Source organism: Vibrio methylphosphonaticus, from assembly GCF_023634655.1.
In the GTDB taxonomy this organism is placed as follows: Bacteria; Pseudomonadota; Gammaproteobacteria; order Enterobacterales; family Vibrionaceae; genus Vibrio; species Vibrio methylphosphonaticus.
The window spans coordinates 23,359-49,122 of record NZ_JAMKMS010000003.1; the positions used below are offsets into that span (position 1 = coordinate 23,359).

The following is a 25,764-nucleotide window of genomic DNA, read 5'->3' on the forward strand; positions in this document are numbered from 1 at the left end:
CCAAAGTTTAGAAAACGGAAAACTGAATTAGGCTAAGTAAAAGACCTGAGCTAATTCGCTAGATTTAGGGGAGTTGTCAGAGTTGGTTTCCATGATGTCTTTCATGAATAACCACCACTTTTGGCACTCGGGTGTTTTCGATACCTGTGCCCAACGCTGTTCACTTTCAATTTCGACGTAAGCAAAAAGCGTCGAGCTCTCTTCGTCTAAAAATATTGAGTAATGTCGCGCGCCTGCTTCTTTTAAAGCCAACGCCAATTCAGGCCATATTTCATCGTGCCTTTGCTTATAGATTTGATGACAATCTTTATAAACAGACATTTTGAACGCCTTTCTGATGATTCCCTCGCTCATAGCCATCTCCTTACTTATTTTTTTTCAATAAGTTAATGATTTTTGGTAGCGCGATAACGCTGATCAGCATGACACCGATAATGATAGACATCACAATTCCTGGGACGTTTAACAGTCCTAAACCAACGGTCACCAATCCCATAAGAAAGACAGACATCACTACACCGATGATGGTGCCCGACCCGCCTAATATGCTCACACCACCTAACACCACCATAGTGATGATATTAAGCTCCCAACCTAAAGCGATGGTTGGTCTGGTGCTGCCTAAGCGAGATGTCAACATGATTGAGGCAATACCGCAAAATAGCCCAACAAGGGTGAATAGAATCAATTTGTGCCGAGCAACATTTATTCCAGAATAAAACGCCGCGGTTGGATTATTGCCGATGGCATAAGTTCTGCGGCCAAAGTTAGTTCGCTGCAGCAAAACATAAAATACGACGGCTAAAATCAAGAAACCGACAAACTCAAAACCCAATACCCAGACCACATACCCTTGTCCAAAGTAAGCAAAAGACTCTGGATAGTTTTTAAGTGCCTGATCACCGAGCAATATGTAGGTAATACCCCTGAATAGGCTCATGGTGCCTATCGTCACCACAATAGAAGGTATGTTTAATCGTGTGACCAACAATCCATTAAATAAGCCGCATAGAACACCCACTAGCATTCCAGCTAAGCAAATAGGTAGAACCCCCGCACCCGCTTCAGCAACAAAACCCATTGCTGTTGAACTCAAGGCAATAATTGACGCTACAGAAATATCAATTTCTCGGACAATAATGACCAACGCCAACGGTAAAGCGATGATAGCCTTCTCAGAGAAATTGAAGGTTGCATCAGATAACGACCAAGGGTCTAGAAAATATGGTGATGCAAAGCTATTAATAATAAATACACACACTACCGTAGCAAAGAGAAACGACTCCCAAGAAAACAGCCATCTAGGTAGTGCTTTATTATTTTCACCCTGATTATTGACGGGTTGGTTATTAATACTTTCCATTTTTGACATCCTTGTGTTCATTACGACGCCTCCTGTACAGCTTTACGCAATATAATTCGACCTAGCTTTCTTTCGGAACGAGAGTTAGCAACAACAGCGATTATGATCACAGCGCCAGAAATAGCCATTTGCCAAAAAGGAGAGACACCAATGACAGGTAGAGCATTGTTGATGATCCCTAGGAACAGCGCACCAAGCACGCATCCAATAACCGTGCCAGTCCCCCCAGCGATACTAACCCCTCCGATAACACAAGCGGCGATGACCTGAAGCTCAAAGCCATTGGCAATGTCGACGTAAGCGACGGCATAACGAGAAATCCAAAGGTAGCTTGCAACACCTGCGCACAAACCCGAAATAGTGAACGCGATAAACTGTTTCTTACCCACATCGACACCAATGTAATAGGCAGCTGTTGGGCTGTTGCCCGCAGCGTAGATTTTTCGGCCTAGTTGACGATGTTTCGTGAAGTAATACATAACCGCAATGGCAATGATGGATGCCCAGCCAAGCAGAGGTAAACCTAGAATTTCTGTTCGGGGAATTTTTAGGAAGGTCTCACTCATCTGGTGCGCATTGATCCACGCACCTTCACTTATCAGAAACACAGCGCCTCGATAAATACTCATCGTGCCCAAAGTCACAACTATCGCTGGGATCCCCATTTTCCAAACCAATAAGCCATTAATCATGCCCAGCACGGTTCCCAAGGCTGCACCAATCAAGATGATTACAGGTACTGGAAAGTCTGGGTAAACACTATTAATCGTCGCCACTACCATGCCCGTTAAAGCCACATTGGCTGCCACTGACAAATCGATACAACGGGTGATAATCACCAGCATCTGCCCTAATGCTAAAATAATCAGAATAGAGGTGTCGTTGTATACGTTTAGCATATTATTGAACGCTAAGAACTCAGGTATGATGAACCCAATAGTGAATAATAAGGCAACCACAACAACAGCTAATTGTGCCTCTCTATTTTTTAATATATCTTTCATTATACGCCTCCCGTCACGCCAGTTGCTGCGCTAACCAGTCTTTCGGCTGTAAAGTCATCTCGCGTAAATTCTTGTACTTGTAAGCCCTCACGCATCACAATGATTCGGTCAGCCATACCCATTATTTCAGGTAATTCTGACGACACCATGATTACGGCCAGTCCAGCGCCGGTTAACTCAGACATGAACTCATGGACCGCTGCCTTCGAACCAATATCAATGCCCTTGGTTGGTTCATCCAAAATGATGATCTTAGGACGTGTGGCTAACCATTTACTTATCACCACTTTTTGCTGATTACCACCGGATAAGTTTTCTACTTTTTCATGCCAACTCGGAGCTTTAACTCTCAATCGTTTGGCATACTGCTCAGCGAGATCGTACTCTTTGTCATCGTTCAAAAAACCATTGGGATGGACCGTATCGAGTTGGGGTAAGCCAATGTTTTGGTAAATAGGAAATTCGAGCACCGCACCTTGACTTTGACGCTCTTCAGGGACGTAAACGATGCCCGCTTTGATCGCATCGTGTGGTGATTTTATCGACACCACTTTTCCATCGATTTCTATGCTTCCAGACGATTTTTTGGTGACACCATAAAGAGATTGCATCAGTTCAGTTCTACCAGCTCCGACGAGGCCATAGAACCCAAGAATTTCTCCTTGCCGAAGATTAAAACTGATGTCGTCAAATTCTGTTGGGTGGCTGTAGTTTTTGATATCAACCACTTTAGCGCCGATTTCTGCATCGACCTTGGGGTAAGCATTTTCAATGGTGCGACCGACCATCATGGCGACAAGGTCGGACTCTTCTACATTGGCAATCAAGCCATTATCAACATAGCAGCCATCTCTAAATACAGTGAACCTGTCTGCTATGGTGTAAATTTCATCGAATTTATGACTGATAAACATGATCGCGCAGCCTTTCTGCTGCAAGCGGCGAACGATGCCATAAAAGTCTTCAATTTCTCGGTGAGACAGAGCTGCGGTGGGCTCATCTAAAATAACCACACTGGCTTCAAAGGACAGTGCACGTGCAATAGCCACCATGTGTCTTTGTCCGATACTCAACTCTTTAAGTAATTTTTTGGGGTTCAATAGAGCATCAATTTCTTTTAGTATCCGCGTTGATTCTGCTTCCATCCCCTTCCAATCTAGAGAGCCAGACGGATGCGTCATGTAGTGACCCGCAAAGATGTTTTCTGCGACGCTGAGTTCGTCAAATAGCACTGTCTCTTGGTGAATGGCAGTGATCCCCAGCTTGCGCGCTTCATCCGGGGTATCTAGCTTTACCTCTTGACCATTGAGGATCAATTTTCCATCAGTGGGCTGATGGATGCCGGTCATGACTTTAACTAAAGTAGATTTACCAGCTCCATTTTCACCGACTAAAGCTGTCACTTGGCCTGGATATAAATCGAGCTGAACATTGTCGAGCGCTTTCACACCTGGGAAATGCTTGCTGATGTTTCGTAGCGAAAAGATTGGTTTTACTTCTGACATAACTATGCCTTTGTTCGAAAGCATAGACCGGCACTCCGTTCCTCGTATCTATAGAGTGTGGCCTGCCAAGCCTATGCTTTACTTACCTTTCTAGTAATTAGGAAAAACGCTGGTTAGAAAAATCTCTATGGGTTAGAAGATTTTCGCAAACTTGTCTACGTTCGACTGGTTGTAGATAAACGGTGCAGCCATTGCGGCATTGCCCTCGGCATCTAACTTAGCTACACCCATGCGTCCCATTTCAACTTCTGCACTTGTTGCATCACCTTTTACTAGGTTGTACGAGATCATGGTGGCGGCGTAACCAAGGTCAATCGGATTCCAAATGGCAAAGCTCTTCACTGCTCCTGATTTTACGTGACCAGCAAGCTCAGAAGGTAATCCTAGACCCGTTACAAAGATCTCACCATTTTTTCCAGAATCTGTCACCGCCTGCGCCGCTGCAACAATACCTACGGACGTCGGAGCAACAATCGCTTTTAGGTTCGGATAAGTTTTGATCAGACCCATAGTTTCACGGTAACTTTTGTCCGCTAAGTCATCACCATAGACCGTTGCAACAAGATTAAGCTGCGGGAAGTCTGGCAACACCTTTTTCATCTCTTCAATCCAGATGTTTTGGTTAGTCGCTGTTGGCGTTGCACTTAAAATCGCGATGTCACCCTTGTCACTATTTGTAGCTTTAACAGCTTCAGCTGCTAGCTCAACGTTGATTTTCCCGATGAGAGCGTTGCTTGACGGATTAAGGTGTATCGCTCGTCCTGGTGCGGCGACACCAGAATCAAATGAAACAACCTTGATACCACGCTGTTGCGCTTTTTTAAGAATAGGGACCAATGCATCAGTATCGTTCGCTGAAATCGCAATCGCATCAACACGTTGAGCAATCAGTGAGTTAACAATCTCAATCTGTCCTTCTGCTGTCGGTGTTACTGGTCCGGTATAGATAATCTTGACTGATTCATCCAATTCTTTAGCGGCTTCCATAGCACCTTCGTGCGCTGCTTCAAAGAAACCAATACCTTGCGCTTTAACCACAAGACCTATGCGTAAATCATCTGCCATTGAATAGGCTGAGGCGACCAAACCACCGGCTAGAATTGCTGTTTGTAGGATACGTTTGATGTTCATTTTAAAACTCCATTTTTCGAGTATGTTCCACGTCTAAAGCACCGACCTTCCGACTATTTTTTTATATGTATGTTTGCCGGTGCAAGTTATGTTTGTTACAAGCTCTATTTTGACGAACTGTCTTTTTCTAGAAATGCCGTCCATTGAGCTATTTCATCGCTATTACCTTTTAAGTAAAACCTCCTCCTCGTAGCTTTTTACTTGGCTCAGCCATGACACTCCTACAGGCACCTCTTTATCCATGCAGTAGTAATCCCAAACCGCTGTCCACGGAAATGACTTTGTCTCTTCTAGTAGCGCTAGTCGGCTCGTAAAATCGCCTTCAAGCTCGTACTTTTTCAATTGTGTAGTTGGCTCCAACAGTGCACGTAGTAAGGCTTTGCGCATGTTACGAGTACCAATGACCCAGGCTGCTATTCGATTGATTGATGCGTCGAAAAAGTCCAAACCAATATTGACGCGATCAAGCAGATCATGACGGATGATTTCATTTGCAATGGCTTGTGTTTCATCGTCCAACATCACGACATGATCACTGTCCCAACGAATCGGTCGACTTACATGAAGCAATAATTCATCAACATAGAGAGAAGCGGATGAAATTTTATCTGACACCACTTCGGTTGGGTGAAAGTGACCAGCATCTAAGCAGAGCAATACATTTCGAGTCGCTGCGTACCCTAGATAAAACTCATTTGATCCCGCGGTATAAGCTTCAGTGCCAATACCAAATAGCTTCGACTCCACTGCGTCTTTGTGAAACTCTGTCGAAATCGGCTCCGCAATGATCTTGTCTAACGACTCAGCCAATCTCTTACGCGGAGCCAAACGGTCTGCTGGAATATCTTTATATCCATCGGGGATCCAGATGTTCATAACAGAGGGAGTACCTAATTCTTTTCCGAAGTACTCAGAGACTTTGCGACTGGCAATACAGTGATCGATCCAGAAATTACGAATTTTTTCGTCCGGGTTAGTCAGTGTGAGGTTGTCAGCACTTAACTCATGAGAGAAACACGATGGGTTGAAGTCCAAACCCACACCTTTTTCTTTCGCCCATTTAACCCAGTTTTCAAAATGGACTGGTTTAATTTGGTCACGTTCTACAGGTTGATCGCTTTCTAAATAAATGGCGTGCAGATTTAGGCGCAGCTCACCTGGAATCAAACTCATTGCATAATCAATATCGGCCCTCAGCTGCGCTGGTGTTTTGGCTTTGCCTGGGTGATTACCCGTTGTTTGAATGCCGCCGGTCAATTGACCATCTGGATCTTCAAACCCCGACACATCGTCGCCCTGCCAGCAGTGCATTGAAATAGGGATCTGATGCAATTGACGCATCACAGATTCAGTATCTATGCCCAATTCGGCAAATTGAGATTTGGCGTTGTTATAGTTCGCCTCTATTCGCTCTCTATTAATCATGTCTATCCCTTATAGATTAACGTTGCTAATTCGTTGAAACTCTTTCCACTGTTCTAAGAACTCTGCTGTGTGCAAGGGCTCGTAGGTTTCAATGGGGAAAGAGTGAGAAACCACCTGACGAGCGTGTTTTACGTTCTCTAGCTCGCCCAGTGCGATGAGTTGTCCACAGACGTTGCCTATGGCCGAAGCTTCAATGGGTCCAACCTTTACTGTCACACCACACGCATCCGCGCACAGTTGATTCAAGAATGTATTCTGGATACCGCCACCAATGATATGGATCTGGTTAACCGAGTCGCTTCGGATCTGCTTAATTTCCAACCAAATCCGCTTGTATTGCATCGCTAGGCTTTCAAAAATGCAGCGTGCAAACTCCCCAGGGGTTGCCGGAATGGGTTGGTCAGTTTGCGCACAGAAAGTGCAGATAGCATCGGTCATAGATTTAGGATTAAGAAAGCTTGGATGGTCTGGATCAATAAGACTTCTAAAGGGTTTCGATTGCTTGGCAAGCGTTACCAGTTCTGCAAAACTATAATCCATCAGCTCTTTTTGGACATTCTGAATGAGCCACAAGCCCATTATGTTTTTTAGCACTCTAAAGCGAGATTCGGCTCCACCTTCATTTGTGAAGTTAAGCGACTGCGCTAGGGCAGAGTTAAGTGGGTAATGGCTTTCAAAGCCCATAAGTGACCACGTACCAGAGCTTATATAAACTGTGTCATAGTCCAATACGGGTAGTGCCAATATCGCAGAAGCCGTATCGTGACTGGCTATCGATGCGACAGGGATAGATGCTACTGTTTTTGATTGTTGCGCAGAAGCATCGTTTGAAAAAGAATAGTCACCAATAAGTTGATTCGGCATACTTGGCTCAATAAGCCAGTGCTGAGGTACACCAATAGCCTCTATGAGCTGAGCATCCCATTGGCCAGATTGGCAATTCAACAGTTGCGAGGTTGAAGCATTGGTATATTCACAGTTTTGTACACCCGTTAATTGAAAACTCAAATAGTCAGGGATAAACAGCAGCTTTTCGACGTCTTCTAACCATATTGGGTTTTGTTGTTTTAGCGCCACTAGTTGATACAGCGTATTAAATGTTAAAAACTGGATGCCCGTTCGGCTATAGATAAAATCGTGCCCAAGATCGTCGACCAGTGATGACATGCATCCTTCAGTGCGATTATCGCGATAGGAAACAGCCTCTCCTAGTCTTTCCCCATTTTTATCAATGAGTACAAAATCAACGCCCCAAGTATCGATACCTATACAACCTATAGCATGACCGGCTTCTAGAGCTCGCCTAATGCCATGCTTAATTTCCATCAGCAGATAATCTACATCCCAACAAGCTTGATGCTCTCGAAGCACGGGACCATTTTCGAATCTATACAGTTCACTCATTTCCAATTGATGTTCACTGTACGTGCCGAGCATCACACGTCCGCTTGACGCTCCAATATCGACTGCTACTACCTTTTTCATACCAGTGCACCTCTTTCCTTGATGTTTCAATGTTAAGCAATCCTTTGCCACCACACCTTGAAAAAAAGACCACCTACTTCAATTTCCATTGCAAAAATTTGAAGAGCACAGCTATCGAATTCACATTTACGAAACATTTCCGCTTATATTTTGTACTCTACTGCTAAACTCACCCCATAATTAGCTAGTTCAAAATGGCGTTTCATTAGAATAAAATTAGTTAGTCAGGGAGTAACTAGAAGTATGATTCACCTCAAACCCAATGAGTTTTTCTTAAACTCAAAAAGCTCAATAACGACTGAACTTCGTTCTCCCCAAGAGCCTTTTCCTGAACATTATCATTCGTTTGAAGAAATAATTATCGTTTCAAATGGCAGTGGCATTCATGTCATCAACGACATACCAATGTGCCTAAGCAAAAATTATGTCTGCTTTGTCGCACAACGCGATCGCCATCTTTTTGAGAACGTCAGTGATCTATTCTTAAGCAACGTACTGTTTATTCGCGATAAATTTCAATCTTGTCCCCAGCTCAGCCAGTTTCTACCCAGCACAGAGACCGGCTCGGTCGAATGGTTTATCGAGGATGAAACGGCACAGCGTGTGAACTACATCATCGAACGACTAAATTTTGAATCACATTGCAACAACGTCAGTTCTGAAGCGATGTCAGAATTGCTGTTTCAACAACTCATCGTTGAGCTTTGGCGAGGAAAAATTGTCGATACCGAACGTCTTTCTCCCGATGATAGAGTCATTGCGGCCCTCGTTCATATCAATAATAATTATGCCTCAGCGTTAAACATTGATTCCCTAGCCTGCTTTGCCAATTTGCCTGTCAGAGTACTAACCAAAGAGATAAAACGAGCTACCGGAATGAGTTTTAATCAGTATCTGCATTTTATTCGAGCTAAACAGGCAATGTACTTACTCATCAACACTGAACACTCAATTACCGACATTGCCTTTGACGTGGGCTATTCAGACAGCAATTATTTTTCAACAAAATTCAAACAAGTACTGAATAAAAAACCAAGAGATATCAGAGTCAACTATCGAAAACCATTATAGTGTCCAGTTAGCCACATATGGATTCAACCAAGCTACTAGCTCAACTCTGAACCTAATAGAAAAATCTAGTACTGATAATGCTCGCAATTAAGGTGGGGCAAATTTGCAGTAAGCAGTTTCAATCGAAAACGCTTACCATTTGATAAGCGCATTCATCTTTACTGGTAAATAGATTGGATCCAACTATTCAACAATTATTCTATTACTAGAAAAATCTATTGTCGCTATTTGAGGTGTACCTTGATGGTGATCTGCACCAGCAGTTTTGGACACTGAGTTAAGTGAGTACAATCACTAATGAGGTGAACCATGACAAGCAAGAAAAAACGTATTATCCATTCTCCTGAATTTAAAGCAGAAACCCTGAAGCTGGCAGAGAAAGTGGGAGTCGCTGCAGCCGAAAGACAGCTCTCGTTACATGAATCTAAAATCTACGGTTGGCGAAAAGCCACAAAGAAGAATTCGAATATTAGCCAACGAGAACAAGAATTGGCCGTTGAAGTCGCTAAGCTAAAGAGGCAGTTGGCAGAGCAAGCAGAAGAGCTAGAAATCGTAAAAAAGGCCGCCACCTACTTCGCGAAAAATCTAAAGTAAATTGCTATGAATTTATGCTCGAACACCTGATGCAGTTTAGCATTTCCCGCATGGCTAAGGTGTTAAGAGTTTCTCGAAGTGGGTTTTATTATTGGGTTGAAAATCGCCACAAGGCGATTCAACGGCAGACAGAGCGCCAAAAGCTTGATACCAAAGTAAAGGAAGCCTTTGACGTTAGTAAAGAACGAGATGGCTCAAGACGCATTCAGAAAGAACTTGCGGAGAGCGGTGATAACCATAATGTTAAGACCATTGCCGCCAGTATGAAACGTCAGGATTTAGTAACGAAAGCAGCACGCAAGTTTAAGTGTACAACGGACAGTAAGCATAAAATGCCTGTTACTCCGAACTTGCTCGCTCAAGATTTTAACGCAACGGCTCCGAATCAAAAATGGGCGGGAGACATCACCTATATTGCTACAAGCGAAGGCTGGCTGTACTTAGCTGTCATTATGGACCTTTATTCAAGGCCAGTTATTGGTTGGTCTATGGATACTAGAATGACAGCCTCACTGGTCTGTGATGCCTTATCGATGACTTTATTCCGTCGAGGGTTCCCTGAGCATGTTATTACTCATAGTGATAGAGGTAGTCAGTACTGTTCGAAAGACTATCGAGACCTCATAAGTGTTTATAATCTAAAACAAAGTATGATTAGAAAAGGGAACTGTTGAGATAACGCATGTGTTGAGAGCTTCTTCCACTCAATGAAAGTTGAAGCAACTCAATATGAGCCGATCATGACGAGAGAACAGATGCGCCAAACGATCTTCGAGTACATAGAGGTTGATTATAATCGAACGAGAAGGCACCGTGCTCTTGGGTACCTAAGTCCAATGAACTTTGAAAAGCAAAATGTCGCTTAGCGAAGTGTCCAGTCTGATTGGAGCTGATCACTTCTTATACGCACTTTTCGCCCAGATATAACTCTCTCTACAGCTTGCTCCATCAAGGCATCAACGAATGTTGGTACTTTGGCTTTACTATTACCTTTGTCTTTATGTCAGGGAGCTAGGCTAACTGGGTTATAACCCGACGATTTGAAACCTAACCACCAGCGGTATATTGATATCGCACTTGGAATATTCCTGTCATGTAACCGTTGTAGTGCAACGCGATGTGGTTCGATAGTCTTTGGAATGATTTTTTCGCACTCACTAGCTAAATAACGAAGAATACTTAGACGAAAAGTAATTTGAGTGGCTATATTGTCAGGAAATGCGGATATATCTCGATATGTTTCTTCATCAACATCACTGGTATCGACAGCCCTGCCATCTGGATCAGGCTTTTCTTGCTGAAGTGCCGACTTCCGATGAAAACTCGAAAATGATTTCTTAGGCATAACAACCCAACTCGAACTCAGACTCAAGTGATAGTGGTGTGTCTAAAGTTGTTTGTAGTAAGTTTCGAGAAACCAAATCACACAGGAACGGTAATATTTTTCTTCCGTTTAAGCCAACGTGGAGCCCTAGACTCTTTGCTGTTTGGGTACCATTGTGTTTTAAGGTGTTAAGGAGAGTTTGATGGAAGTGGGTCAACTTATTTCTTGAAGCATATCGATGCAAAATCTTAAGGTGCTAAAAATAACCTTATCCAGTATTTCTTCCTCTGTAACCAGTTCTAATTCTAAACCTAACTCAAACGCGGCTTGTACTTTTGCTTCCCATTCACATTGAAATTCCGGCTTTGAATTCTCCATATCGGATTTTACTTCATACAGCGTATATTCACCGGTATCAAATTGAACTAAAAAGTCTGGAACATAGTTATGGGTCTTACCATTAAGACAGTATGAAAATCTTATCGGCTGGGAACAAAAGCGAATGATGCTGGACTCAAAATCAAAATGATAACAAGCAGCGCACTCTAAAAAAGTTTCTACCGTAGCTCTTTTACCCATCTTAGCGCTGACATAACGGTGTATGTTTTTCCCACGTGACTTAGTTAGGTTTCGGGCAAGATTATCAAACGCACTTTCAAGCGCTATTAAGGTGACAGTAGAAACGGAAGGTAGAGAGAAGACATAATATTGCCTCTTCATGATTTTGTCGTAAACTTACTTAAGTTTAGACCATGAAGAAGCAATATCAATTTATGGTTGTTTCAACAAATTTTGCTCAGCTTTCGCTTATGCGTCTTTGCCGTAAACGTTGTTCTCTTGCTCTTGTACACGGATGAACGTGGTACGCTTCGTTAGCTCTTTAAGCTTTGCTGCGCCTACGTATGTACAAGTTGAACGTACACCACCAAGGATGTCTGAAATCGTATCGTTCACGTCACCACGGTAAGGAAGAAGCACTGTTTTGCCTTCTGCTGCGCGGTATTTAGCAACGCCACCTGAGTGCTTCGCCATTGCGCTTTCTGAAGACATGCCGTAGAACTTCATGAATGTCTTGCCGTCTTTCTCAATAACTTCACCGCCAGATTGCTCGTGGCCTGCTAGCATACCGCCAAGCATGACGAAGTCTGCGCCGCCACCAAATGCTTTTGCAACGTCACCAGCACATGCACAACCGCCGTCACCAATGATCATGCCACCAAGGCCGTGTGCCGCGTCTGCACACTCGATGATTGCAGAAAGCTGAGGGTAACCTACACCTGTTTTAACACGAGTAGTACAAACAGAACCTGGACCAATACCAACCTTAACGATGTCTGCGCCTGCTAAGATAAGCTCTTCACACATGTCACCAGTCACTACGTTACCCGCAGAGATCGTTTTGGTTGGGAATTCAGCGCGTACACGTTGAACGTAATCAACAAGATGCTCTGAGTAGCCGTTAGCAATATCGATACAGATGAATTCTAAGTCTTCGCTTAATGCCAAGATTTCTTTCGTTTTTTCGAACTCTCTGTCAGAAGTACCCGTAGAAACGAACACTTTGTTCAAGGTCTCTTTATCCGCACCTTCTACGAATTCAGCCCACTGCTCTACTGTATAGTGCTTGTGCATTGCCGTCATTACGCCATGCTTCGCTAATTCAGTTGCCATTTCGAAGCTACCAACAGAATCCATGTTAGCTGCAATTACTGGTGTACCAGACCATTGACGACCGCTGTGCTTGAATGTAAAATCGCGGGTTAAATTTACTTGAGAACGACTTTTAAGAGTTGAACGCTTAGGGCGAAACAGTACATCTTTGAAGCCTAACTTAAGTTCTTGTTCGATACGCATTGTGTAAATTCCTTAATTTAGTAGTACTCGTTCCAGTGGGCACCTAACTTGTCTAACTGTCACAAGTGACATCTAAGCATAGTGCGTTGATAACTCGTTGGCAGACGATTTACCTTTCTTCGGACACAAAAAAACCGGAGCGTTGGCAGACGCTCCGGTTTTCAGCATTATAGGTCGGGATATTTTTCTTACAAGACTGCTTTTTTATTTTTTTTTGTGTTACCATCTCGAACATCTGCAAATCTGCTTATTGCAAACCAATTACTCCCCTCTCTAAAAAACGGCTAACTCATTGATTTAAAACACAACAGTAAAAATATAGCCTAATTATTATTGTCTCTAAAAATGCTCACCACCTGTTCAAAAAACCAACAAGCAAACGATTAGCTCACTTCCTGAGCACTTTATTTGACTCGCCTCCTGTTCAATAAGCGAACAATCCATCTACATTTAATGGAAATTTGGCAAAAAAACTTAGAGCTACCTATGTATTTACATCATTATCTGGTTACTTAATCATGGGTCGCATTCACCGCTTTACGTAAATACGGCAGTAGATCACTGGCTAACATGCCAATGGCGCCACATTCGTTCGCACTCTCATCGCCAGCAAGGCTGTGGATGAGCGTACCTAAAACAGCGGCATCAAATATTGGATAGTTTTGAGCAAGTAAGCCTGCTATGACACCCGACAGAACGTCCCCCATACCTCCAGTCGCCATTCCTGGGTTACCGGCATGGCAAATGACCATCTTATCACCGTTAGTGATGAGCGTACCTGCCCCTTTCAACACGACGACACCACCATATTGCTCGACGAGTTGACGGCTCGCTGTATATCGATCTTTCTCTACTGTATCTATGGAAACACCCAGCAGCCTCGCAGCCTCTCCAGGGTGAGGCGTCAGTATGCGTGGTGAGGTATCACCGTTATGGGGTCTGTCGGCCAACCAATACAGAGCATCTGCATCCAGAACTCTTGGCACATGCCGGTCACAAAAGAACCTTTCCGCCAGTTCAAAAACTGCCTTACTCCAATCATTTCTCCCTAACCCTACACCAATACAGGCAACGCTTGCCCATTCCAAGCGCCCTGTGACATCGTCACCAAACGCAGTTTCTGTACAGGTCGCGGCTGAACACTGGGGTTTTGTCACTACGGTTGAGACAACCATCGCTTCCGGTAATCGTGCTCTTATGACATCCACACTCTTTGGATGGGACAGTGTCGCAACAAGTCCAGTTCCCACTCTGAGTGCAGCAGCGGAAGAAAAATAAGCCGCTCCGCTCATTCCTTCATCGCCACCAACCACCAATAGCTTGCCGTTGCTACCCTTGTGAGCATCTTGTCTTCTGGGCCTCAAATACGATAACCAGTGACGGTCGGTTAACTGTCCAACCGCTTGAGTCACAGTATCAAAGTATTGGTTGACCTCTAACCCAGCAAAAACTAATTCACCGACATACTGCCTAGCATTGCCAGTAACTAAACCAGATTTAACGCCAATAAAGGTAATTGTATGCGATGCTTCAACAGCATTGTTCGTAACGTTTCCTGTATTGGCATTCACGCCAGACGGGATATCGATGGCAATAACAGGTGCTTGCGATTGATTGATACGGTCTATTATGTGTGAGTAGTAAGGTCGAGGAGCGTCTTTTAATCCAGTTCCCAAAAGCGCATCAACGATAACGTCAACATCATCAGAAATTTGATTGCCTGGAGCATGAATATTGCCGCCCGACTGAAGAAAAGCGCATTTAGCTTTCAGGGCGTCACCGGTAAGTAAGTTAGGATCACCAATTTGCCATAGCGTGACTGCGATATTTTCTTGCAGAGCCTTCGCGGCAACAATGTACCCATCCCCACCATTATTGCCTTTGCCGCAACAGACCAGAATGTGCGTGAGTTTTGGGTATCTAGATTTAAGCAATTCAAAAGCAGAATCACCCGCTCTTTGCATTAAGGTATACAGCGCTATACCAGCATGCGAAGCGGCCTCACGTTCTCCGAGTTTCACCGTCTCGGCACTGTAGACCCTACTTGGGAGTGCGCGACTGTGCGTTGATAGGGAGTGAGAATTAGGCATTTCGCTCTATCCTTCTCTACATTTGGCCAGCATCCACGTGTTCTAACCTATAGATTAATCCGTAATATTGTGTCTTTAATCATTCGATTAAAATTGCGGCCAAAAAATGTGAAATGCAAACCGTATTACAATGGCTGCAATCACAAGTGCAACCCCAAGGCGATAGTGCTTATATTCAGACACATTCATTGGAACACGTTTATAAAACATGGTGACAACGCCTTTCCAGTCATGACTTCTGCGACCGTATTGCACCATCCCCGTTAAGATGAACAATAACCCGACGATGAGTAATCCTTTTTCCGCTAAAAATAGACTGGTTTCCATTTGTCCTGCTCCTAATACATATTTCTAACCTCGATTGTAAGCTGAACCGACAATCAAAGCTGTAGGACTATAGTCTAACGCCGTTGTCGCCATTAGATCGGTTGCAATGTCTCGCCAGTCATCAATTTCCTGAGCTAAATGTTGTTGTTGCTTACTAGATAACGTGTTCAACGACTGAGCGATATAACGGGCAGCGACAGCCCGGTTCTTCTGTATTTTTTCCACGAGTGCGTCAGTATAATAACTGTCAGGATCATTCATAAAACGTTGAAATTCGGGTTGATAATAAGCAATGTCATTCCTGCGACGAAGAAGTTGGTCAACGTATCTCTGCATATTTTCGCGATGCATTTGCCAGTCAATAACCGTAATCGTCATCTCTTGAGACCAGCGGTAAGCCAAATTCTGATGTTCGTCTGTTAACTGCCCATACCAACGCTCAAAGCTGCTTTCTATTCGTTCTTGATAAATCGAACGAATGGCTTGCTCATCTAATCCTTGGTATTTCTCTAATAACTTCTTATCCTTTTTGGCTAAATTCGCTACTAATTCATCGACTTGCTCATCACTTAGCTGTTGAGTTAACGCGTACAGGTCTGGCGTCATCTGTTCGACTAATCGCTTCCCATGCGCTCGAACATCGGTCATTTGCGCGGCGACAAAACTTGTACTTACTTTGCTAGGGTCTTGTTCACGTATCGTGTCGAGTTGGCGTAAGTATATCGGCAACTCTTCTTTTTTATGCCAATGGCTTAACAACTCAATCCTGTCACTCAAAATTTCTTCTTGTCCACGGCTCAAAGATACATAGTCATCGACATACTCAATGACTATCCAATCTAAATTGCTATAAATAAACTTGGTGCCACAACCAACCATTGCTAACAACACACACCCAATTGCAATGCTTCGCTTTACGTCCTTTATCTTCATCACCAACTTTCCCATCCAAACGTTGACTACCGTACACTCAGTTATCCGATGCTCCACTTTACTCTTTCGATATTAATCATAGATGATAAAAGCCATGCACTGTAAGCAGATATACTACTTCACTCTAGCTCTGTCTATGTCGGAAAAGTACTACCCTTTGCGATTGACGTTCCTACTTTCAGTCTCGCCTTATCAACAAAATTCCGGCTTATCTTTACACTCGTACTTACTCATACCAAAGAACATTAATTCACATTGTAAATTCCCAAAATAAAAGGCCTCCCAGCCCAATATACAAGTATGTAAAGGTGTGCTTTTTTTGCTCAATACCTTTTTGAACGTTGCCGTGACCCTGTTATTTTTACCGTCGCTTTGGGATTTAGTGACCGCCAAACCATGCCAATAAAAATAACCACATATGAAACTAAGTTATTTTTTGCTAAATTTCAGTGGCTAAACTATTTTTATCATTGATACATGCTCTTATAAAACAAATGAAACAATAAAGGACGTTGTTATGAGAAAAACAGTGGTAGCGGCAGCAATAATGAGTGCCATGACCGTACCTCAGGTTACGGCTGATGATGGATTTTACTTAGGGGGCCGTTTAGGGGGCTCACAATTATCTGACGCGTGTAACATCTCAGGCGCAGAATGTACAGACAGTGGATTTAGTGCTGGTTACTTCGCAGGGTATGACTGGAACGATTATATTGCCCTCGAATTTGCCTATGATTGGATCGGAAGTTACCAAACCTCTTTTATCTCCAACGGTTCGGGTTATCTCCAAGATGAAAGCCTAAGCGCCATTACACTCGCACCTAAATTTTCTTACCCATTTACCGATGATTGGTCTGTATTTGGTAAAATCGGTGCGGCTTACACTATATATGGAGACCGCAAGGCAACCGCTTTAATGGGTGGGGTCGGCGTAGAGTATGACTTTGCGACAGCGTGGTCCGGTCGATTTGAGTACCAACGTATCAACGATGCAAAGGACGATTGGTTTAATACCGATGTTGATACCCTTTGGCTCGGCATCTCTTACTCATTCGGTAATGCAGCTGCCGCCGCTGCTGCAACTGCTGCAGCTGCAGCAACAACGCAAGTTGAACCTGCCCCAACAGAAACGGCTGCCGTGGCTGTTGTCATGACTAAAACATTTGAACAAGCTTCAGGGCAAGAGAACTTTGCACTAAATAGCACCACACTTGACGAATCACAACACTCCGACTTTGATCCTTTGGTCGCACTCATGTCTGAACACCCCGAAGCAACCGTTGAGATCGTAGGTTACACTGATACCACAGGGCCAGAAGAGTTAAACCAAAGAATTTCTGAAGAACGTGCAGAAGCCATTGCCGCATATTTAGAATCCAAAGGAATTGAGCGCTCTCGAATGACAGTGAGTGGTATGGGTGAGGCGAATCCTATCGCTGATAATTCAACTAAAGAGGGAAGAGCACAGAATCGAAGAGTTGAAATTACTGTACCTGAGTTTGAATACACAGTTGAAGAAATGAAAGCACAATGATACTAAGTCACTCTTAGTATCAACAAGCCAGCCTCTCTGAGGCTGGCTTTTTTGTGCTGTTATTTGTGCTGATTGAACACAAGTATTAAGGTTAACCGCCAATTTCACACTAAACTGTCTGATATCGTTGCTTCTTAACTATTTCATTCTGCTTTCTTCCGGATCTAATATGACGACTATTAACAACAAAGCGCTTAACTCTGTGACTGGTGCCCTTGTAGCGGATGCAGCCTCCATGGGCTTTCATTGGCTTTATGACCAAGTTTCAATTAGAACGCTTTCTAATGGCACACCCGAATTCCATGCGCCAAATGCAAAAGATTATATAGACCGCGGGTATTTTGCTCACATAAATAAACGCCCTGGCGACTTTTCGCAATATGGTGCGCAGTTGGTTGCCATGCTCGATGCTATCGCTGATTCTGGGCAATACATAGAAGATGGTTATATCGATAACTTTCGTCGCTGGTTCGATTTCGGGGGTCGATGGCAAGGTTATATCGATAAACCAACCAAACAAACACTGCTGCACATGCATGAGTGGGACGCAGGTCGATATTTTGCCGATTACCTTGGTGCAGATGATAAACAAAATCCAGCGCTCTCCAAGTTACCCGCTTTAGTCGCTCGTCATTACCAAGACCCAGAGTTATTTGATATCGCCGAATCATCAATACGGGTTACCAATAACAATACCGAAGCGGTCGAATATGGATTAGGAGCAACTGCAATATTAAGATCAGCTATTGAAGGGAAATCACCTAGAGAGAGCATCAACAGTGCTATAGGCCTTTCTCAAACAGTCGATGAGGCAGTGGCCCTAGCTGAAAAATACACGTTTCAATCTTCGATTAGTCTCGCACAAGAGCTCGGGATGCATTGCAGCTTAGAAGCGGCCTTTCCGCTAACGCTTCATCTTATTTTAAACGCCACAAGTTACGAAGCCTCGATCAGGGAGAACATTCTGTGTGGGGGAGATAGCTGCGGCCGAGCGATATTGCTAGGGGCGACGTTAGGGGCGTGCTTTGAAGGGGCTACCGAGGATATTCCAAACTCTTGGGTAAACAAAACGGCGTTACCCAAATCGCTGCTTAACTACCAGCGAATATTAGTTCGTCGCTGATGATTATGCCCAACCGATCATAATACATGAACCACCTATCAACACGCCGCAGATCAAGCAACGTGTTGAATGAAAAAGTGGCTATCCATTAAGCCGGCTTGAATAGACTAAGCCAATTTGAACTCAATGACATACAATTGCATCTCTCCCGGATAAATATCGGCGATGACACGCTTCAGTTGTGCCAACGTCATATTCTCTTGTTCTGCGTGGAGCTCAGAAATATCATCAAAACTTATCGAATTAACGGAAAGTACTTCGAGATTACAAAATTGACGTCCATCCTCAAATGTCGAAACAGGTACTACCGCACCAATTTCATAATCTTTTTCAGACGCGTCTCTTATGGTGATGGTTTTGGTGCCCGCTAAAATATCGGTTTCAAAGCGCTCAAAAAATGTCATTGCTGTTAACATAGCTTTACCTATTCAATGGATCCAGTTAGGGATCTTAATCGACGAACCTCGTCGCTCTAATTAACTAAACTCACTGTGCTACCCACCCTTGATGCGTGAACATCAAGGCGAAGCGGCATTTGTTCTTTTAACTCAGAAACATGCGAAATGATCCCAATGGTACGCCCAGACTGCTGCAGCTCAATCAAGGTTTGAATTGCTAAATCTAACGATTCTGGGTCCAAGCTCCCAAAGCCTTCATCAATAAATAACGTATCTAAGCGTATGCCACCACTGTAGGATTGCACGACATCCGATAAACCTAATGCCAATGACAGCGCAGCCATGAAGGATTCACCACCTGATAGCGTTGCAACGTCACGCCATTTACCCGTATACGCATCTTCAACGATCAAATCTAGCCCTGAGCCAGCATTGCCTTTACTGCGTACTTCTTTCCGCTTCAAGTCATAACGACCTTTACTCATCAACCTTAAGCGTTGCGATGCTTGAATCAGGACATCATCAAGTAATACTCCGAGCACAAAACGGTGTAAACTTACTTTACTGCCAGTGCGGCCATTCGCTACGTCACTCAGTGTCCCAACCACTTTATATTCTTGCTCAAGCGCATCGTTTTGTGCGTGTAGCGCTACTAAAATACGCTTTACTTTCAATATATTATCAAGCACAGATTGAGTGTTCTGTACTTGTTGCAACGCCTGATGATACCCCGCTTCTGCCTGTTTTACCGCGTCAGTAAACGCCTCAATAGTAGGTCTTGGGTGGCCGTGAAGCTCATCCGACAGTATTTTAAAACGCTCGGACAACTGAGTGCTGCGTCGCTCGTAAGTACGAATGTCGTTCTCTAGCGTTTCCACAACCGACTCAACCAGTAAAGCATCTAAAAATGACTGTTCGCGCTCAAATTCGCTGTCTTTCAAGCTCACTTGCCATTGTGCTTCACTCACCTTGCGCTCTTGTTGAAGCTGCGCACTTTGCAACGTTAGCGTTTCAAAGTGTGCCGTATAACGTGTCAGTAAATCGGTCGTTTCTTTCGCTTTTTCACGAGCCGACTCCAACCTCTTATCCAATTGGAGTCGCTCCGTTTCCACGACCCGCTGCCTACCTGATAGTTCCGCTATGGTTTTATAGGGTGAGGCGTTTTGTGACTCTAATTTTTCTGTCACGGCTTTCAGCCCACCTAACGTCGTTGCTAGCTGTTCTAATTGCTGAATTTTTTGCTCAACCTGTAGTTGCGTATCAGTAACCCGTTTATGAGCTGTCGCCACTTGAGCACTGATCGCCTCAAGGTTAATCTGACTTAATTGTGCGATGTCCGATTCTAACGTACCAATGTCTTGTGTCAGTTGCTGACTCACCGTATCTACCGCCGACGAATCAATAGCAAGCTCGGAGAGCATATCTTGCTGACGCTGTTGCAACTGCGACAGTTCATTGTTGATACGGTTACATTCAATGACCAATGCATCCAGTCGTTGCTTTAGAGCTTGTTCTTGCTGACGGTAGCCGTCAACCATATCAACCGTCACTTCATTTCCGTTAGGCTCAGCTCGGTTTGGGTGCGTTTCGCTACCACATACCGGACACGCCTTCCCGCTTTCAAGCGTCTTGGACAGCAAATAGGCTTGACCTGAGTGCCAATCTATTTCTGCCTGAATACGTTGCTGTTCTGAAGCTTTGTGATCGACGGTTACTTCGCGTATCTGAGCTTGTATCGCGCGATGCTGGGGAGCCATCTGAGATACTTGCTGAACGAGTTGATTAAGTTGTCCTATCGATTGCCGCTTACTTTGTAATGCGGCTAGAGATAAACGCTTTTCGTTTAAGGTCGCTACCGATTTTTCAGATTGTATCTGATGCTCTTTAGCTTGCTCATAGCCGTTGATTAAGCTTTGCAGCTGTAACTTACTTGCGTTAGTGTCATCGGTGAATGTCACTAACGCATTTGCTGTCTTATCTTGCTCAATACGCTGCTGTTCAAGCTGCTGAACATTTACCATGTAGCCTTTGAGCTGATATAGCTCTTCATCTAACACCTTACTCGCCAGGTGTTTTTGCTGCGTCTCTTCTAGTGCTTTCTGAGCTAAAATACTCAGCTCATTGGCTTGTGCAATTTTCTTTGCACCTACGTCTAAGCGCAACTCAAGCTCATTGTTGTCTTTAACTAGCTTACTTTTTTGTTCAAACGCTGCACGTAATTTGGTCGCCGACTGATAAGCTGCCAGCTTTTGTTTATTGAGCACATCGCCCATTTTATTTTGTTCATGCTCATTCATTGCACGTTGAACGTCGTCTCGTTCTTTAAACTTGCGATCCTGCGTCGTCGCCAAGTCATACTGTTTTCGCTTGTCAGCTAATTCCACCTCGACACGGGTCAACTGAATTTTAAGCTCATTCAGCTGTGGGGTTTGTGCCTGCTCTTGATCGAGTAACTGCTGTTCAGAATCCAAACCTGCAACTTCTAACGCACCTTTAATTTGGTTATCGAACTCATCCTTTGCTTTGCGAATACTTGCCGCTTTATCGAAAAGCGTTCGCTCGATACTGCTGTATATATGCGTCTGAAATAGTTGGCCAAAAATCTGCTCTCGCTCTTTCGAACTTGCCGTAAGCAATTCTCTAAACTTACCTTGGGGCAACACCATCACTTGACGAAATTGTTTCACATCCAAGCCAACTAACTCTTGAATCGCCGTTGCCACCGGCTTAGGCTTATTCGCGATCAAACTTTGATCGCTAAGCTTCGTGAGTACCGCTGAATGAGTGCGCTTTGTCGTCCCCTCGCCTCGCTGCTTAGGCACTTCTTGATCAGGGCTACGCTCGATACAGTAAACGTGTCCAGACAACTCAAACTCAAACACCACTGACGTCAATAATGTCGCTTCGGCGTAGTCACAGCGCATTTGATCGCCCGTTCGCTCACTGCCTGTTGTTTCGCCGTAAAGTGCATAGCAAATTGCATCTAAAATCGAGCTTTTTCCCGCACCTGTTGGTCCATTAATCAAAAACAACGGCGAAGTGCCCAGCAGAGAAAAATCGACCACTTCGGTCTTGGCAAAGGGTCCAAATGCGGAGAGTGTTAATTTAATCGGTTTCAACGTTGCTACTCCTTATTACATTTGGACAATGCGCCAACGATGTCAGCGACCATTGATTCTTGCTCATCGGTTAACACTTCTCCTTGAACGTCGTGGAAGAAATCTTTGAACATGTCGAGTTCAGAGTGCGCCAACCTAGCCTGTGTCATTTCTCTATCCACACCAACCAACATGCCCGGCTTTTCAAGGTGCAACACATTAGGGTAGACGTCGCGTAATTTCGCCATAGGGTCTAGGATGGCGTGCTTATCCATTAGTCGTACTAACAGGTAGTCTTCGTTGTGCTCATCATATTGCCCAGACTCAAGTAACTCAGACAACGTCCCTTCCAAAATACGCATGTTATGTGGCGCAGTCAGTGGGATCATAGTCGTGGCAACATTGCCATCCTCATCAAGCTCAACCAATGTCATGCTCTTATTGTGGTACTGCTCTGAAAAGGAGTACTTCATGATAGAGCCTGAATAGCGAATATGCTCAGCCCCTCTCTTTTGCGCCTGATGTAGATGACCCAATGCTACGTAATTAAAATGGCTAAAATGACGAAAGCTCACCCGATCAGCACCACCTATCGACAGGGTTCTTTCTGATTCTGAAGGTTCAGCTCCGTCAATAAAACAATGGCTAATGAGAACATTGTGCTTTGATGAGTCCATCACTTCGCTGAGTTGTTGCGCCATGATGCGATGAGCATCATCATGATTGCTGACCGTGACATTATAAAAATGACGGACATGCTCAGGGTCACTATACGGCATGCCGTAAAAGTGCACGTCAGGGTTACCAGTGGTCGAAATAACAATTGGTGTTGTCATCTGCTCGAGACTGCTGATGATATGAAGCCCAGATCGGTCGAGCTGACGGGCACCAAACCCAAGGCGCTTAGCGCCATCATGATTTCCAGAAATCATGATCACTGGCACGCCAATGTCTTGAATTACTTTGGTTAAGAAATCATCCAAAACCTCTATCGCACTAGTCGGAGGCACTGAGCGATCATAAATGTCACCAGCAATAACAAGCGCATCAACGTGATGGCTTATTAAATAGCGCTCAATTTGCTGCAATATGACGCGCTGATCGTCTAATAATGAGACGTTGTGAAACTGCCTGCCTAAATGCCAGTCTGAGGTATGGATAAATTTCATACGGTTCAATTCGTTACCCTGTTAATACGTTAGCTAGGCTAGTATATAACGTTAATCAACAGTTGGAAGCGATAGATTCTGAATGAAGAATTTGCGGACGACGAGAGACAACCAAACTCGGTATCTACATCGACATCCACGACTTGAAAGAGAACTAAACGGCGAGAATTCGCCTTTAATCAGCAGGTTTATGCGGGAAGATGAGACAAAAACATGCACCACCTAGTTCGCTATTACACACACTCACTTTACCACTGTGACGAAGCATAATGTGTTTCACAATTGCTAACCCCAACCCATAACCACCAGATGTGCGATCACGGGCTTTATCAACACGATAGAAAGGCTCAAATAAGGAGGCCCAATGCTCTTGCGGAACGCCACATCCATCATCGTGGACCTGAATCACTAAGTGTTCTTCGTTACTTTGTACCTTTACAACAATTTTTTCATTGGCATAGCGTTTGGCATTACTCAATAAGTTAACGACCATTCTACACAGAAGAAATGGATCCACATTTGACATATGCGGTACATAGTTATCAGGGTGGTTCGCTTTATTAAGTGCACTATCGATATTAATCGAGGGGTCGACATAAATAGAGAAATCGACGCCTAGGTCCTTTTTCCATTTGCTTTCATGCTGTTGTAACCACGCCGCTACATCAATATTCTCCAGATGAACCACGGCGTCGGGGCGTTCTACACGAGCGTAGTACAATAACTCGTCAACAAGTGTTTCCATGTCCTCGGTGTCTTCAATGATACTCTGCAATTGGTCCTTAAGTTCAGGTGAGGAAACTTGATCAAGTAACACCTCACATTGCCACTGGATACGGAAAATGGGCGTTCTTAATTCATGAGCCACCGCATTGGTCAACGCCTTGTTATTGACCATTAGGTTAGCGATTTCGTCCGCCATTTTATTGAATTTTCGGTTGAGTTTCCCTAACTTTATCCAGTGCCTTTCTGACGCGCGAGCGTCAAAATTGCCACTTGCAAACTCAACCGCCGTTTTTTCCAACACGCGTAAACGCCGGCTCAGAAACCAGATAAAGCCCGAGCTAAACGCAACAAAACTTGCAAGGAAAAACAACCAAACCACCTGATCACCAAACTCTATAGCTTGAAGTAATTCTGAATCAGGGTCGTCATACATTTTGATATAATTATTATTGGTGTCAAACTTGAGCCAAAGCTGATCGTTATCGTCGAGTAAATAGGGTGTACCGGGTTGCTCATGAAAGTATTGCGCGATCTCATCGGGAAGCTCAGTTTCCGGCATCGAATCAAGCAAGCGGTGTGTTTTGGTCGCGAACATTTGCAATAAATCTTTCGCGCGCTCATCACTTTCATTGATTGCGACATGGTTCATCACGTCTCTAAAAGCTTCAACTTTTAAGTTTGCATCAACAAGATCTGGGTCAGATTTGCCGTATATTAAATACTCATAACCGACAATACTCGCCCCAAATAATAAAATAAGCCCGATAAGAGATTCTATAAATATTCGCCACATACTCTGATGACCCTAAACTGACCAACCATCAGAAACAAACAAATAGCCTTTGCCACGTACGGTGATAATCCCTTTAGGATTAGTCGCATCGTCAAAGAGCTTTTTGCGTAACGTCACAATACGGTTGTCGATCGTACGATCGATACCATCATAATCAATGCCACGCAGTTTTTTCGTTAGGAAGTCACGCGATAAGGTTTCGCCTGGGGACGATGCAAGCAACCACAGTAGATCAAATTCGCTATCAGTAAGGGGCACATCGACATTTTGAAATTTACAGTTTCGGCTTAATTGGCTAATGACCAATTGCCCATACTTCAGTGAGTGTCCTGTCTTGGTGACCTGTTCGTCTGAAGACTTACGTAACAAGTTACGGATCCTAGCAAGCAAAACCCTTGGTTTCACTGGTTTGGTTACAAAGTCGTTTGCTCCAGTTTCCAAAGCCGCGACATGATCAAAATCATCATCACTGGCGGTTAACATGAGAATTTTTCCGAAGTAACTGTCTCGTACTGAGCGACAAATCGATAGGCCATCTTGCCCAGGAAGCATTAAATCTAACACGATAAGATCGGGGCCAAATTCATGAATAGCTTTTTCGGCTTTTGCACCATCTAACACCGATTGAACTTGAAAACCTTGAGTTTCAAAGTATTCGGCGAGCATCTTATTCAATTTGACATCGTCTTCAACAATTAGCAGCTTTTGACTATCCATCACTCATCCATAAAATCTATACAATCTATACAATCTATACAATCTATACAATCGGGCGATACCATACAGAGTTTTACATATTTACTCAATCACACCTATA

General features: G+C 43.9%; 21 protein-coding genes and 1 pseudogene. 4 read left to right on the plus strand and 18 right to left on the minus strand.

The window, feature by feature from the left end; translation table 11 throughout:
* Nucleotides 1-27: 27 nt before the first annotated feature.
* The 7 genes from rhaM to rhaB form a co-directional block, all read right to left on the minus strand.
* Nucleotides 28-354: an L-rhamnose mutarotase gene (rhaM, locus tag M9196_RS04285; RefSeq protein ID WP_250616302.1), complete on the minus strand. Its 327-nt coding sequence runs from the start codon at nucleotides 352-354 to the stop codon at nucleotides 28-30.
* 10 nt (nucleotides 355-364) lie between these two features.
* Nucleotides 365-1,363 (minus strand): ABC transporter permease, encoded by a 999-nt coding sequence (locus M9196_RS04290; protein WP_250616303.1) that lies wholly within the window; start codon nucleotides 1,361-1,363, stop codon nucleotides 365-367.
* Between the two features lie 20 nt (nucleotides 1,364-1,383).
* A complete protein-coding gene (locus tag M9196_RS04295; protein ID WP_250616304.1) occupies nucleotides 1,384-2,367 on the minus strand; it encodes an ABC transporter permease in 984 nt (327 codons plus the stop codon).
* Nucleotides 2,367-3,872 (minus strand): sugar ABC transporter ATP-binding protein, encoded by a 1,506-nt coding sequence (locus tag M9196_RS04300; protein WP_250616305.1) that lies wholly within the window; start codon nucleotides 3,870-3,872, stop codon nucleotides 2,367-2,369. The genes M9196_RS04295 and M9196_RS04300 overlap by 1 nt, the downstream gene beginning before the upstream one ends.
* A gap of 132 nt (nucleotides 3,873-4,004) precedes the next feature.
* The gene (gene rhaS, locus M9196_RS04305) at nucleotides 4,005-5,003 is read right to left on the minus strand and encodes a rhamnose ABC transporter substrate-binding protein (protein ID WP_250616306.1); all 999 of its coding nucleotides are present in this window, start codon (nucleotides 5,001-5,003) and stop codon (nucleotides 4,005-4,007) included.
* Nucleotides 5,004-5,165: 162 nt separating this feature from the next.
* Nucleotides 5,166-6,428: an L-rhamnose isomerase gene (gene rhaA / locus M9196_RS04310; RefSeq protein WP_250616307.1), complete on the minus strand. Its 1,263-nt coding sequence runs from the start codon at nucleotides 6,426-6,428 to the stop codon at nucleotides 5,166-5,168.
* Nucleotides 6,429-6,437: 9 nt separating this feature from the next.
* Nucleotides 6,438-7,913: a rhamnulokinase gene (gene rhaB / locus M9196_RS04315; RefSeq protein ID WP_250616308.1), complete on the minus strand. Its 1,476-nt coding sequence runs from the start codon at nucleotides 7,911-7,913 to the stop codon at nucleotides 6,438-6,440.
* Between the two features lie 243 nt (nucleotides 7,914-8,156).
* Here rhaB and M9196_RS04320 point away from each other — a divergent pair, with 243 nt between their 5' ends.
* Together M9196_RS04320 and M9196_RS04325 are read left to right on the plus strand one after the other, a co-directional pair.
* Nucleotides 8,157-8,984 carry a helix-turn-helix domain-containing protein gene (locus M9196_RS04320; RefSeq protein ID WP_250616309.1) on the plus strand — a complete coding sequence of 276 codons (828 nt, stop codon included), beginning with the start codon at nucleotides 8,157-8,159 and terminating at the stop codon, nucleotides 8,982-8,984.
* A 309-nt stretch (nucleotides 8,985-9,293) separates the two neighbouring features.
* Nucleotides 9,294-10,444 (plus strand): annotated as a pseudogene (locus tag M9196_RS04325) (IS3 family transposase).
* 137 nt (nucleotides 10,445-10,581) lie between these two features.
* On the opposite strand, the gene M9196_RS04330 reads toward M9196_RS04325, so the two are convergent.
* The 6 genes from M9196_RS04330 to M9196_RS04355 all read right to left on the minus strand — a co-directional run bounded on the left by M9196_RS04330 (nucleotide 10,582) and on the right by M9196_RS04355 (nucleotide 16,106).
* Nucleotides 10,582-10,923, minus strand: a complete 342-nt coding sequence (locus tag M9196_RS04330) for a hypothetical protein (RefSeq protein WP_250616310.1) — start codon at nucleotides 10,921-10,923, stop codon at nucleotides 10,582-10,584.
* 192 nt (nucleotides 10,924-11,115) lie between these two features.
* Nucleotides 11,116-11,622, minus strand: coding sequence for a Tn7 transposase TnsA N-terminal domain-containing protein (locus M9196_RS04335; RefSeq protein WP_250616311.1), 507 nt, complete (start codon nucleotides 11,620-11,622; stop codon nucleotides 11,116-11,118).
* Nucleotides 11,623-11,709: 87 nt separating this feature from the next.
* Nucleotides 11,710-12,756, minus strand: coding sequence for a GMP reductase (locus tag M9196_RS04340; protein WP_250616312.1), 1,047 nt, complete (start codon nucleotides 12,754-12,756; stop codon nucleotides 11,710-11,712).
* Between the two features lie 512 nt (nucleotides 12,757-13,268).
* A complete protein-coding gene (locus M9196_RS04345; RefSeq protein ID WP_250616313.1) occupies nucleotides 13,269-14,846 on the minus strand; it encodes an NAD(P)H-hydrate dehydratase in 1,578 nt (525 codons plus the stop codon).
* Nucleotides 14,847-14,933: 87 nt separating this feature from the next.
* On the minus strand, nucleotides 14,934-15,173 hold the full coding sequence (locus M9196_RS04350; protein WP_250616314.1) for a hypothetical protein: 240 nt from the start codon (nucleotides 15,171-15,173) through the stop codon (nucleotides 14,934-14,936).
* Nucleotides 15,174-15,197: 24 nt separating this feature from the next.
* Entirely contained in the window at nucleotides 15,198-16,106 is a 909-nt protein-coding gene (locus M9196_RS04355) for a DUF6279 family lipoprotein (protein ID WP_250616536.1), read from the minus strand.
* Nucleotides 16,107-16,623: 517 nt separating this feature from the next.
* Here M9196_RS04355 and M9196_RS04360 point away from each other — a divergent pair.
* Both M9196_RS04360 and M9196_RS04365 read left to right on the plus strand, forming a co-directional pair.
* On the plus strand, nucleotides 16,624-17,640 hold the full coding sequence (locus tag M9196_RS04360) for an OmpA family protein (RefSeq protein ID WP_250616315.1): 1,017 nt from the start codon (nucleotides 16,624-16,626) through the stop codon (nucleotides 17,638-17,640).
* A 169-nt stretch (nucleotides 17,641-17,809) separates the two neighbouring features.
* Nucleotides 17,810-18,763 carry an ADP-ribosylglycohydrolase family protein gene (locus M9196_RS04365; protein ID WP_250616316.1) on the plus strand — a complete coding sequence of 318 codons (954 nt, stop codon included), beginning with the start codon at nucleotides 17,810-17,812 and terminating at the stop codon, nucleotides 18,761-18,763.
* A gap of 107 nt (nucleotides 18,764-18,870) precedes the next feature.
* Here M9196_RS04365 and yqfB read toward each other — a convergent pair whose 3' ends face one another.
* The 5 genes from yqfB to M9196_RS04390 all read right to left on the minus strand — a co-directional run bounded on the left by yqfB (nucleotide 18,871) and on the right by M9196_RS04390 (nucleotide 25,664).
* The gene (gene yqfB, locus M9196_RS04370) at nucleotides 18,871-19,167 is read right to left on the minus strand and encodes a N(4)-acetylcytidine aminohydrolase (RefSeq protein WP_250616537.1); all 297 of its coding nucleotides are present in this window, start codon (nucleotides 19,165-19,167) and stop codon (nucleotides 18,871-18,873) included.
* Between the two features lie 68 nt (nucleotides 19,168-19,235).
* Nucleotides 19,236-22,280 carry an SbcC/MukB-like Walker B domain-containing protein gene (locus tag M9196_RS04375; RefSeq protein ID WP_250616317.1) on the minus strand — a complete coding sequence of 1,015 codons (3,045 nt, stop codon included), beginning with the start codon at nucleotides 22,278-22,280 and terminating at the stop codon, nucleotides 19,236-19,238.
* A 5-nt stretch (nucleotides 22,281-22,285) separates the two neighbouring features.
* Nucleotides 22,286-23,428 carry an exonuclease SbcCD subunit D gene (locus tag M9196_RS04380; RefSeq protein WP_250616538.1) on the minus strand — a complete coding sequence of 381 codons (1,143 nt, stop codon included), beginning with the start codon at nucleotides 23,426-23,428 and terminating at the stop codon, nucleotides 22,286-22,288.
* A gap of 175 nt (nucleotides 23,429-23,603) precedes the next feature.
* Complete coding sequence (locus M9196_RS04385) at nucleotides 23,604-24,947, minus strand: ATP-binding protein (RefSeq protein ID WP_250616318.1); 1,344 nt, start codon at nucleotides 24,945-24,947, stop codon at nucleotides 23,604-23,606.
* Between the two features lie 12 nt (nucleotides 24,948-24,959).
* Complete coding sequence (locus tag M9196_RS04390) at nucleotides 24,960-25,664, minus strand: response regulator (RefSeq protein WP_250616319.1); 705 nt, start codon at nucleotides 25,662-25,664, stop codon at nucleotides 24,960-24,962.
* Nucleotides 25,665-25,764: the final 100 nt, after the last annotated feature.